At 65.5% G+C, this 11535-nt stretch carries 13 protein-coding genes; 1 reads left to right on the forward strand and 12 read right to left on the reverse strand.

Annotated elements, in window-relative coordinates; translation table 11 throughout:
* The first annotated feature begins 8 nt into the window (after positions 1-8).
* Complete coding sequence (locus GRI58_RS05905) at positions 9-515, forward strand: toll/interleukin-1 receptor domain-containing protein (protein WP_237452121.1); 507 nt, start codon at positions 9-11, stop codon at positions 513-515.
* A 371-nt stretch (positions 516-886) separates the two neighbouring features.
* Here the strand turns inward: GRI58_RS05905 and GRI58_RS05910 are convergent, their stop codons facing one another.
* The 12 genes from GRI58_RS05910 to GRI58_RS05965 all read right to left on the reverse strand — a co-directional run bounded on the left by GRI58_RS05910 (position 887) and on the right by GRI58_RS05965 (position 11128).
* Entirely contained in the window at positions 887-1807 is a 921-nt protein-coding gene (locus GRI58_RS05910) for a HEPN domain-containing protein (RefSeq protein ID WP_160752641.1), read from the reverse strand.
* A 177-nt stretch (positions 1808-1984) separates the two neighbouring features.
* Positions 1985-2416: a CopG family transcriptional regulator gene (locus GRI58_RS05915; protein ID WP_160752642.1), complete on the reverse strand. Its 432-nt coding sequence runs from the start codon at positions 2414-2416 to the stop codon at positions 1985-1987.
* Entirely contained in the window at positions 2413-4404 is a 1992-nt protein-coding gene (locus GRI58_RS05920) for a conjugal transfer protein TraG (RefSeq protein ID WP_160752679.1), read from the reverse strand. Before GRI58_RS05920 ends, GRI58_RS05915 begins: the two co-directional genes overlap by 4 nt.
* Positions 4405-4503: 99 nt before the next feature.
* Complete coding sequence (locus tag GRI58_RS05925) at positions 4504-5220, reverse strand: RES domain-containing protein (protein WP_202386823.1); 717 nt, start codon at positions 5218-5220, stop codon at positions 4504-4506.
* A complete protein-coding gene (locus GRI58_RS05930; RefSeq protein WP_160752643.1) occupies positions 5207-5638 on the reverse strand; it encodes an antitoxin Xre-like helix-turn-helix domain-containing protein in 432 nt (143 codons plus the stop codon). Before GRI58_RS05930 ends, GRI58_RS05925 begins: the two co-directional genes overlap by 14 nt.
* A gap of 71 nt (positions 5639-5709) precedes the next feature.
* A complete protein-coding gene (locus GRI58_RS05935; protein WP_160752644.1) occupies positions 5710-7479 on the reverse strand; it encodes a relaxase/mobilization nuclease domain-containing protein in 1770 nt (589 codons plus the stop codon).
* A 213-nt stretch (positions 7480-7692) separates the two neighbouring features.
* Positions 7693-8373, reverse strand: coding sequence for a transglycosylase SLT domain-containing protein (locus GRI58_RS05940; RefSeq protein WP_160752645.1), 681 nt, complete (start codon positions 8371-8373; stop codon positions 7693-7695).
* 4 nt (positions 8374-8377) lie between these two features.
* A complete protein-coding gene (locus tag GRI58_RS05945; protein ID WP_160752646.1) occupies positions 8378-8710 on the reverse strand; it encodes a DUF736 domain-containing protein in 333 nt (110 codons plus the stop codon).
* The gene (locus GRI58_RS05950) at positions 8707-9288 is read right to left on the reverse strand and encodes a S26 family signal peptidase (RefSeq protein ID WP_337190896.1); all 582 of its coding nucleotides are present in this window, start codon (positions 9286-9288) and stop codon (positions 8707-8709) included. Before GRI58_RS05950 ends, GRI58_RS05945 begins: the two co-directional genes overlap by 4 nt.
* Entirely contained in the window at positions 9285-9740 is a 456-nt protein-coding gene (locus GRI58_RS15630; RefSeq protein ID WP_419957031.1) for a DUF2840 domain-containing protein, read from the reverse strand. Before GRI58_RS15630 ends, GRI58_RS05950 begins: the two co-directional genes overlap by 4 nt.
* Positions 9741-9967: 227 nt before the next feature.
* Positions 9968-10849 carry a replication initiator protein A gene (locus tag GRI58_RS05960; protein WP_160752648.1) on the reverse strand — a complete coding sequence of 294 codons (882 nt, stop codon included), beginning with the start codon at positions 10847-10849 and terminating at the stop codon, positions 9968-9970.
* A 6-nt stretch (positions 10850-10855) separates the two neighbouring features.
* Positions 10856-11128: a helix-turn-helix transcriptional regulator gene (locus GRI58_RS05965; protein ID WP_160752649.1), complete on the reverse strand. Its 273-nt coding sequence runs from the start codon at positions 11126-11128 to the stop codon at positions 10856-10858.
* Positions 11129-11535 lie beyond the last annotated feature (407 nt).

The raw sequence follows: 11535 nt of genomic DNA on the forward strand, positions 1-11535 counted from the left end.
CAGCCGAATTGGGTGCTGTCGAAACGGCGAGGGTCAGGAAGGCAGCCACTTCAAGATCGCTCGAAGGTTCCACCTTCCTCTCCCATTCGAGCAAGGACGATGATTTGGTCGCGGGTGCAATCCGCGTTCTCGAAAATCACGGTGCGAAGGTCTATATCGACGAGATCGATCCGGAGATGCCTCCCTATACGAGCGAGAAGACGGCGGGGCTTTTGAAGACCAGAATCCGCGACACGAGCCGGTTCGTCCTCCTAGCCAGCAAGAACAGCAAGGAAAGCAAGTGGGTTCCGTGGGAGCTAGGTATCGCGGATGGCGTGAAAGGCACTTCGAAGATTGCACTCTTTCCAGCATCCGATTCCAGCTACGACCAAGCATGGGCATCATGGGAGTATCTCGGTCTCTACGACCGTATCGTCTGGGGAAAGCTCCAAAACTATCAGAAAGAAGTCTGGATGGTGATCGACGAAAAGAAGAATACTGCCATCGAACTTAGCAAATGGCTCAAGGGCTACTAGGCCTCGCTCAGTTCAGGCGGCGAGCGAACGAGCCGGATCGAGGGGAGCCGACGAAACGACTCGCTTCGAATGCTCACTCTAAAGTCCATTAAACGTGTTGTTTGAAAATTGGCGAACAGGCGGTGGCTTTCGGGCTCAGCTTAGAGTTATCAGGCCGGACGACATTAGGACGGAAGGCCGACCAGCCGGTTCGCGGTGCGTGGTGTCCGCTATCCCGATCGGCGCTCCTGAAAGGAGCCGTTCCGGACTGTCCAACAACCCAGCCACCTGAGTGCCTCCGAACGAACGGCAGCTTACGGGATCGGTCACGGTTGCCTCAGAATGACCAACGTGAGGGCACAAAGCGAAATGCGCTCTCTGGGAACCAATGATTAAAGCGCCTCGCAGCGAAGCTCCTCGATCCGCTCGGAGCACACTTCGTGTACGGCCCGGCCGAGCTCCTCGACCTGCGCTCCGAGCCATTCGAGTTCTTCCGTCGTGATCCGATAATGCTTTGAATAGCGCGATTTGACGTAGGCTTCCTTGAGCTTCTCGAAGCGCGTACGATCGCGGCGCGTGTCGCGCGGCCAGATATAGGTTAGACGTGGATCAATGCGTTCGGCCTGAGTCCGTAGGAAGCCGAGGTTGTGCACGTGGGGCGTGTAGAAGGTGCAGACCAGCAGTACGCAGTGATAGAGGCGTTCCGTCGCTTGATGCATCAAGAAAGCTGCGTCCTTCAATCGGCCTTGCTCGATACTGAAGCGGGCCGTTTCTAATATCCCTGACGCAGCGGGCATCCACTCATCGAAATACTCCTGCGCCATCGCCAGCGCCTGTTTGGGCGTCTTGGGCTTGGGCTGGTGCAGCTCGGTGTCGTCGCTCTGGTACAGCGCGATCCCGTCCTTCGCGATATCTATGAAGAAATAGCGCCCGTGCGCCAGTCCGTCGTTCACCTCCTGCAACGTGTGGACGATGAAATTGACCGGCGTGCGCAATGCGCCGGTGATCGCCAGCTCGCGATCGAGCCGCTCTTCCAGCTTGAGCCAGTACTTGACGCGATCGGAGATCCGCTTGTCGTTGACGATGATGAGGAGGTCGTAGTCCGACCGGTAGCCCTTGGCGGTATGGGGTTCGTCGACCCATCCTCCCCGCGCATAGCTGCCGTAGAGGATGATCTTGAGGATCCGGGCCTTTTTCTTCCAGTCATGGTTCGCCAGCGCAAGCGCATCGCCGAACTCGTCGAACACGATCTCGACGACGCGTTCCAGCTCGCGCTGTTTGTTCGGAGGAAGATGATCGAGATCGGTGCGCATTGATTTACCCCTAGCAAGCAGCTGGAATGGTTGCACCCTTACATTGCCGCACGGTGCAATCACCGACTTCACCCAAGCGCCCTCTGCTCTTCGAAACCCGACGAGCGGGAACTTCGGATTGAAGACCCAAAGCAATTTGCCGATGTCGCTTTCAGTTTCCCGTGCGGGAGATCGCCTTCAGCTAGGTTCCTCACGAGGCTCACTCGCCCGCACCAGATCGTCCGCCAGATGCGTCTCGCGCTCCATGCGCCGGGCCAGCGCTTCGACGAAGTTCTCGAACCGTTGCTCGAGGGCGGCGCGGGCCGCCGCCGAAGGCTCGCTTGCAGGCGGCGGCGTCGCGGCGAGCCATGACCGAAGATAAAGCGCAAAGGCTTCATTGCCGACCTCGACGTGATAATCGAGCTTCTGCAACTGCCGCGTGATCCGGTCGAGGCGCCGGCTGAAGGCGGCCTCCATCCGCTCGGACCCGTCGGGCGAGAGAAACGAGGCGATCGCCGCCTCGACCACCGATGCCTGCGATACCCGCTTGCGGCCGGCATAGTCGGCCAGCTGCCGAGACAGATCGGGCGGGAGCCGGAATGTGTGCTTGATCCGGTTACCCTTGCTCACAGGTCGATCCCATCGCCGGGATCGAGCGCGGCCCGCCGCGCATTGGCGCGCATCCGGTCCGCAGTCTGCCTGTTTCTGACAGCGGCGTCGTCATCCCGTCGCTCGGTAAAATCGAACTCGTTCGGTGGCGGCGACTGGGACGGCAACACATCCTCGTGTTCCGGCAAATCGGGCTCACGGCGAATGCCGCCCTCGCCCGCGGCCTCGTTCATTTCTTCTTCGTCCTGCGCCGCTACCGGATCCGGCGGCGCGTTCGGCCGGGCGATGACCTCATCCCAGTCTTCGCTTCGAGTGCTGTAGGCCGATAGCTCGGGGACTGGCGGCCGCTCGACCCGCTTCTTCAGTCGCGGGTCGGCATAATAGCGCGCCTTCTTCGCGCGGATCGGATGGGCACCGGCGAGCATGACGATCTCGTCGGTATCGGGCAGCTGCATGATCTCGCCCTGGGTGAGCAGCGCCCGGGCGGTTTCGGTCCGCGAGACCATCAGGTGTCCGAGCCAGGGCGACAGGCGGTGTCCGGCATAGTTCTTCATTGCGCGCAGCTCGGTCGCCGTGCCGAGGGATTCGGAGATGCGCTTGGCGGTGCGCTCGTCGTTGGTCGCGAAGCAGACCCGGACATGGCAATTGTCGAGGATTGCGTTGTTCTGGCCATAGGCCTTCTCGATCTGGTTGAGCGACTGCGCGATCAGGAACGCCTTGATGCCGTAGCCCGCCATGAAGGCGAGCGCGCTTTCGAAGAAGTCGAGCCGGCCCAGCGCCGGAAATTCGTCGAGCATCAGCAGCAGGCGCCGACGGTCCGATCCTTCGTCGAGGTCTTCTGTGAGGCGGCGCCCCAGCTGGTTGAGGATCAGGCGAACGAGCGGCTTGGTCCGGCTGATGTCGGAGGGCGGAACGACGAGGTAGAGCGTCGCCGGGCGCTCAGGGTCCACAAGATCGGCAATCCGCCAGTCGCATTGCCGTGTGACTTTGGCGATCACGGGGTCGCGATAGAGGCCCAGGAACGACATGGCGGTCGAGAGCACGCCCGAGCGCTCGTTCTCCGATTTGTTGAGCAGTTCGCGCGCGGCGCTCGCCACGACCGGATGCACGCCCTCATCGCCCAGATGCGGCGTTTGCATCATCGCGGCCAGGGTCGCCTCGATCGACCTCTTGGGGTCGGACAAGAAGGACGCGACACCCGCCAGCGTCTTGTCCTCTTCGGCATAGAGGACATGGAGGATCGCGCCGACCAGCAGCGCATGACTGGTCTTTTCCCAGTGGTTGCGCCGCTCGAGCGAGCCTTCCGGATCGACCAATACGTCGGCGATGTTCTGCACGTCGCGCACTTCGCCGACGCCGCGCCGCACTTCCATCAACGGGTTGAAGGCGGCCGAAGCCGCGTTGGTCGGGTCGAACAGGAGGACGCGGCTGAACCTGGCGCGAAAACCAGCGGTCAGATCCCAGTTCTCACCCTTGATGTCGTGCACGACGGCCGAGTGCGGCCAGGTCAGCAGCGTCGGCACGACGAGGCCGACGCCCTTGCCGCTGCGGGTCGGCGCGAAGCACAGTACATGTTCGGGTCCATCGTGACGCAGGTAGAGATTGGCGCACTGGCCGATCACCACGCCCTTGCCATCGAGGAGACCGGCATCGGCGATCTCGGAGCGCGTCGCCCAGCGCGCCGAGCCATAGGTCGCGCTGTGGCGCAGTTCGCGGGCGCGCCACACCGACATGGCGATGGCGACCACCACCGAAGCCAGCCCGCCAGAGGCTGCGATCATGCCGCCGGTTTCGAATATGCGCGGAGCATAGGCCTCGTAGCTGAACCACCACCAGAAGATCGCATAGGGCGGGTAAACCGGCGTCCCGAACGCCGAAAACCAGGCGGATCCCAGCTGCGGCTGAAAACCCAGGGCTGCCGCGGTCCATTGCGTAGCGGCCCAGATGCCGGCCAGCGTCAGGATGAAAACGGCGAGGATCTGGCCCCACAATATTCTGGTTGCCGACATGCTGTCTCCTTTTCGGGGAGGCAGCAGGCCGAACGGGAACGCCATTTCAAGCGCGGTGCCGGGCCAATCGCAGTCTGGCGCAGGCAAAGAAACGGTCGGCTAGAGCGCTTCGCAAGCGAACGCCGGTTCACCGGACCATGTCAGGCGGTACATGGCCCCCTGCGCGACCGACTGCACGACATTGGGCCACAAGGCGGCAATGCAGGTTCCGCCCGCGTGGCGGACCGAGGGATAGATGATCCCGTTGTGCCCCTCGCCGCGCGCCCGGGCCGCAAGAGCATTGCCCGCCGGATAGCCCTTCACCCTATCGGGATCGAGGCCGGGATGATCGGGCAGGCCGCGAAGATCGACGAACACTCCCGACATGCTGGCGATCATCTCGCCATATTCGACGACGGCATTGAAATCGCCCGCATCGGCCAGGGCTCTCGTCAGGTGATGGCCGACTTCGGCAATGCAGGTCTCCGCCGCCAGCGCTGCGTACCACGCGCCGCGATCGGCGGGATTGAAACGGCCCGGCTCGCGCGGCTTGGCATAGGCGAAGCTCGCATTGATGAACCGGGCATGGGGCACGCCGTGAACGAGCTCATCGGCGGTCAACGCGCCGAGCCCGCGTTCCTCGGCGATCAACCGCCCGCTGGTCGCGCCCTCGATCTCGGCCAGGAGGGCAAGGTCGGCGTCATCGTCGGCCAGCGGCTCCATGACCGCTCCGCGCAGCCGCGCGCTCGGCACGAGCCTGATGGTCCGCTCGAAGGCCTCGCGGATCGTCGGAAGGTCGGTCAACGGCAGGTCGGCCGGCCCCTCAGAGCCCGCCACGAAGCGCGTCGATATATTGCCGGGTTTCAAGCATGCGCGGGATGCCGCCGGCGATCATCGCCTGCACCGGCGAGAGCCGGTCGAACACCGGCGCCCTGTTCGCCAGCTTCGGCCAGCGGTCGGCCATATCGTCGGCGAACAGCAGGTGCAGCCCCTTGAACAGGCCGATCAGCGCCGAAGCGCGGGTCAACTGATCCTGGCTGAGCGTGCCGTCCCATGTCCCGGCCTTCATCCGGTCCCAGGTGCTTTCGGAGACACCGAGCAGTGCGGCGCCTTCGGCATTGCTGCCGTCCCAGGCATCGACGAGTCGAAGCACAGCCTTGACCGCTGCGCCCGTCAGGCGGCGGCGATCATCATCGCCTGCAAAGGTCTGAAGTCCACGCCGGGCTTCGATGTGCTCGAATGCTGCACTGGCCATACCGCATCTCCTGATGCGTCTATATGCATCATGTGACGCGATTGTCAAGATCTGGGTCATTGGACGTATCGTCAAAGGGCCGGGCCGCGCGAGCGGGCAAAACTCCAGTCGACACCGCCTCGCTGGTTGATCCTGCCTGTCACGTCCTGCCCCAGACGGTGCTCGAGGTCCTGCCGCCAGGGCACGAGCTGGAATCCCACGCCGTTGTCGATCATGGCGAAACGGCCCGACGCGAGCGTCACGCGTTTGCGATAAATGCCAGCGACATGATCGCCGGCACCGACCGGTTGCACGATACCGCCATGGCGAGCGGCCAAAGCGTTCCCTGCCTCTGCCAGTTCGCGATCACGCAGTGTATCGAGCAACCCTCGCGCAAAGACGATGCGCTGCCCCTGTCGCCTGGCAAGGCCCCCATCGATCAGAACCGCCGCTCGCCGGGCCATGGCATCGCGAACCTCCGAGCCGAATCCGCCTGCCAGCGGATGCGGCTCTGGCGACACGAGCTGGCGGTCGAGCCATGTCGCGCCGCCCGCCTCGATCTGGCTGGCAATCGAGAGGTCCGACCGCGTCAGCAGGCTGGTCTGCTGACGTCCCTTGCGATCGGTCCATGTGCCGGTCTCGACGATCGCGCCGGGAGCGGCATCTCCGGTCCGCTCGATGTCGGGAAAGCGCAGGTGGTGCGTGCGGCCATCGATACCGTCGACGATGGCATAGGCGCCGCCGGTGAGTTCGTCGTGCAATCCGCGTTCGACCAGCCGTCCGGTCACGCGCTCGTCGCCGGATCGCGCATGCACCGAGAAGCGTCCAACATCGCCGCCATGCTCCTGTGCGGCCATCGCCCGATGCATGGTCCTGATAATGTCGCCGCGATCGCCGAGCTCGCGAAGCGTCGGCTCCAGCTCTTGCGCCAGCGTCCAGCTTGCGGGTCCGACTTGCTCGGCGAGCCCCATGCGCTCCAGCACCCGCGCGCGGCCGATCAGGAATGTACGATCCTTGCGCCTGCCCGATGCGCCCTCGGGCCTGAGATCGACCACCCCGTTTGCGTCACGTTGCTTCTGCAGGCGGCGGTCAAGACCGGTCCAGCGCTCGGCATCGACCTCGCGGCGAAGCGCTTGCCTGATATCGCGCTCGCTGCGCGGCCCCAGCTCGATGGTCGCGCGCTCCTCGGCGCGCGCGCGCAGCCCTTCGCTGATATAGCCGCGATCGATGACGAGATCCCGCCCATCCTCAGCTGTCCCACGGACGAGGACATGGATATGCGGGTTGCCGGTGTTCCAGTGATCCACCGCCACCCAGTCGAGGCGCGTGTCGAGGTCGCTGGCCATATCCTCCATCAGCTCGCGGGTGAAGGCGCGCAGATCGGCCAGCTCGCTCGCGTCCTCGGGCGAGACGATGAAGCGGAAGTGGTGCCGGTCGTCTTCGCAACGCTGCGCGAAGGCATCTCCATCCGCACGGTCGGACTGCCCGTCGAACATCTGTCCCTGCGAGCCGTCACGCGTGACCCCGTCGCGCTCGAGATAGGCGACATGGCGGGCGAGCGGCGCCGAACGAAACCGGGCACCCCGGTGGCGCACGACCCGAGCCTTGACGACGACGCGCCTACGAAACGCATTGCGGCGGGACCGGAGCGCGGCGCGCCCGCCGCGTCCGAGATGCCCGGTGCCCCGCCCGGCTCTCCCGCGCCCGAGCGGCGTAAACCCTGCCCGTCGCGAAACCTGAAGCACGCGCCCGACAAGCGAAGTGGCCTTGCGCCATGACCGCGCTCCGCTGTCGCGCGAGCGGCCCGGCCTGATATCGAAGTCATCGCCGGGCACGACTAGCAAACCCGGCCGACGGCGCATGAGCCGTTGAATTCACGGGGGAATTGCGGTGTAGCGACGGCAGGGCCAGAGGCGCGACGGCGCTGAATGTCGAAGAAAACCAACCACCTGCAGCCCGCCCGGCGGCGCTGCTTTTATCTCGCCATCCCCCCTTTCCCTTTCCAATGGTCCTGCTCGTCCTTCGCCAAGCTTCGCCAGTCGACGAAGTCCCGCACTGCGCTGCGCAGACCGGCGTCATCGGTCGCTGACCGTCGAGACAGGTGCGAAGAGGTCGTGTGTCGGCTCGGCCGGACGGGCGAAAGGGTTTGCCGGGTGGTCGGTTTCGCCGTGTTGGAGAGGTCGAGGCGCCGCGCCCGCAAGGCTTACCTCGATCGGCAAGACCGCGTTCGCCGCCGGCTCCGCGCCTGCCAGGAAAATGCGATCCGCCTGCAGCAGCGACGCCACTCTCGCGACATATTTGCGGGTTTCGAGCGGGAGCGGACGCCGTGCGGCGAGCCACTGCTCGTATCGGCCGGGACCCGCGTTGTACGCCGCCAGGAATCCTTCGCTGCCGTAGCGATCGAACATCTCGCGCAGGTAAGATGCCCCCGCCAGAATGTTGTCGCGCGGATCGAACGGGTCGTTGCCGAGTGCGAACCGGGCGCGCTGGCGCGCCCAGGTTCCGGGCATAAGCTGCATCAGGCCCATCGCTCCAGCGGACGAGACCGCGCGCGTGCGCCCGGCACTTTCGGTCCGAATGACCGCATAGATCCAGCGCTCGGGAAGGCCGAAGCGCCGCGCGGCCTCGCGCACGTGCGTGGCGATGTCGATGCGCCGCGCGCGCCGATCAATGGCGGCCGGCTGTGCCGATGCCGGCGCCGGGCAGTTCAGTGCGAGCAGCGCGAACGCGGCCAGGATGCGTCGTGACCCGTGCACCGGCTCAGTCCTTCGCCTTGCGGCGGGCGGGACGCGACCACATCAGGACATGCGCGTTCGCGTCGGACCGGAAGAGATTGGCGCGCAGCGGCTGAACCAGGGCCGGATCGTCGATCACGACCGCGACGAAGGGCCCGGCCTTGTCGCCCACGTGCTTCCAGCCGGCCCCGACCTCGTAAGCGGCGTCGCCCTCGCCGGCCATGATCCGGTAATCCGGCGCGTTGCCGACATCGCCGGGCTCGGTAGCGACGAAGGTCAGCACGCTGTCGATCGAGAGCGTCTGCAAGCGCCCCTCGAAGCCATCCGGGGTCGCGACAAAGGTACCGATGCAGTTCATGGAATATCTCCTTCATTGACGGTGGGGTGGGAATTTCGTGGTGGCCCGGCGAACCAGACGTGCGCGCCGTCACCGGCCTCGTCGGTCCAGACCGGGCGGGCGCGCCCGATGACGCGATCACGCGGCAGCGGCCCGAAATAGCGTCCGTCGAAGCTGTCCGGCGCGCGCAGGTTCATCAAGAAGATCTCGCGATGGGCGACGGTCCGGCACCCGTGCCAGGCGGGCAGGACGCGCCCCCTCCGGTCGCGTGTCCGCGCCCGTCCGGCCAGGCTTCCGTTGATCGTGATCGCAAGGCCGTTGCGGCATACGGTGTCGCCGGGCAGCGCCGCGACCTCCTTGATAAGCGGCACGCCCGCAGGAAGGTAGCCGCGCTCCGCGAGATAATCGCGCAGCCCGGGCGGAGGATCGAGTGCGACGCGCTCGCCGATGTGCAGTCCGGCTGGATCGCCGATGTGATAAAGCCCGGTCGGGACGCTGGCCGTCACATTCCACACGAGCACGCGCGGCAGCGGCGCGGCGACGCTCAGCAGAGCCGCTGCGGCGGCCGCGCCAGCCACAAGGACCGTGCCGCGCTTCACGGCCAGAGCTTTCGGCGCCGGAGCCAGACGCGATGCCGTCCTGGCGCATAGGCGCGCGGCGGCAGGCCCGCTGCGAGGCGATTGTGGGCATGGCGCCAGTAATCGGGCGCGGCTGCGCACGGGTCGGTGCCGCCCGCTTCGACCGCATCGATCAGCGCAAGGACGCGGCGCACGCGTGGCCAGGTGCGAACCGAGAGCAAGAGCTCTCCGCCCGGATCGACTTGCGGAACTGTCGTATAGGGCTCGGTTCGACCGACTGCGCGCACGATGTCCAGCGCCGAGCGCACGGTTCCGAAATCGTTCGCTGCCCAGCGCGCGAGCGCGAAGAGCTGGCGCGGAGCGTAGCTTTCGATGCGGGTCCGGCGGTCGATGATGCGCTCGGCGACCGGTTTGCCGAAGCGCAGCCAGTCCTCGCGAACCCCCTCCTGCCACACCAGCGTGACGTGGGTCAGTGGCGGATTGGCAAAGTGCGTGCTTGCACCTGCCGCGGGCGGAGCCGAACTGTCGTCGGCGCACAGGCGTCGTGTCGTTAGCAGGAATCCATAGGATTCCTTGTTAGGATAGTTAAGGGGCCCGGAAGTGCAGCAATTCCGGGGCTTTGCGCACGGTTTCGGTTCCCGATAGTCCGAACTTCCGGTTCCCGATAGTCCGAACGGCGCGGTTCCTGATAGTCCGAACATCACCCGCACTTTTCCACAGGGGCCATGCCGATCCGGCGCATGGCGGCGTCGAAGGGATCGACCGGCAACGGCGTGAAGGTCAGGCGTTCGCGGCCGAGCTCATGGTCGAGCGCGAGCCGATAGCCCGGGAGCGGTTGCCTCCGGACGATCTCGCGGATGTCGAAGGCGAACCGCTTCAGCGGCGAGAGCGCGCCCGATTTGAGATGCAGATGAGCGATGTCGAAGCTCCACCCGCCCTTCTGCCTGCCGCCGTGCTTGCGCACGATGCGGTAAAGCCAGCGTTCGAGCCCGCCGGTCAGCAGGAAATAAGCCGGATCGATCGTCAGAACGAGCGCCCGGTCGAGCACCCCTTCGTAGAACCAGTCGGGCACGATCATCTCGATGCCGAGGGCGCGGCCGTCCTCGTCGAGCCGCTCGCGCCATTCGTTGATCCAGGAGAAGCGATGGCGCCGGCGCGCACCGCACTGGCGGATCGAGGTGGCGATGCTCGTCGATTGCAACCGGTCGAGCGCTGCTCTCAGCCGTTCATATCCGGCCTTGCCGGTGCCACGCCCGGTGAAGGCGAGTATCTCGTGCGGCGTTGCGGCGATCAGCCGCGAGGTCGGTCTGCCGCCATCACGGGCCTCGACGATCTGGCTGGCCACCCAGATCAGCACGTCGGCGTCCCAGATGGTCGCCATGCCGTGTTCGGCCGTCGCCTCGACCAGGATCGAGACTGCGCCCATGCGAAAGTCGATCGGTTTCACCCGCTTCGATTTCGCGAGGCTGAAAAAGGGCCAGGCCATCAGGTCCTGCGCATCGCGCGCGGCAATGTCGCCTCCGACCCCGACGAAAAGGTCGAGTTGCTCGGCGGCGCGGGCAAAGGTCCGGCGGGCACGCATGGAGCCTCAGCGCCGGACTGGGCCGGTGTAGCCGTCGATCCGCTTGGCGGGATGGACGATGCCCCGCCCGGGATCGCTGGTCGAATGGCGCAGGCCCTGCTCGGCCCATGCATCGAGATCCTCGCGCCGGTAGACGATACGTCCGCCCAGCTTGTGATAGACCGGACCGGTGCCATAGCACCTGTGTTTCTCGAGCGTGCGCGGCGACAGCCCCAGATGCACCGCGGCATCGGGTGTGCGCAGAAACCGGGGCCGGACCGGGTCGGGGACGGTTGACATGAATACTCTCCGCAAGGCTTCGGCGGCTGCGGCAAGCTGCCGCCGGTCGCAGAGGGTGATGGCGCATGCGGGGAGCGGCGCAGGAGCGACGGATTTGCGGGTTCGTATTTGTCGCCCCCCCGCGCGCGGCACTGCGGACATCCGATCGCCGACCGAGAAAGATTGCCGCCGCGCGGGGCCGACACAAACTGCACCTGCGGACAAGGCGTCGGCCAAGGTCCGCGTGCGAAGCAAGGGAGCGGGGCCTGTCGCTCCCGCCGCTTTCGCGCCGGTCCGACCCGGCGTCGGTTCGCAAGTGCATGCGGGGCCCCAAAACCGATAAACGCCGCACCCTCAGCAACCATTAGCAGGATCTAGGTTTTGTGATCCAGGGCTGGTCGCGTTTCACGACTGTGTTTGCGTAGATG

Source organism: Qipengyuania algicida, from assembly GCF_009828025.1.
Lineage (GTDB): Bacteria > Pseudomonadota > Alphaproteobacteria > Sphingomonadales > Sphingomonadaceae > Qipengyuania > Qipengyuania algicida.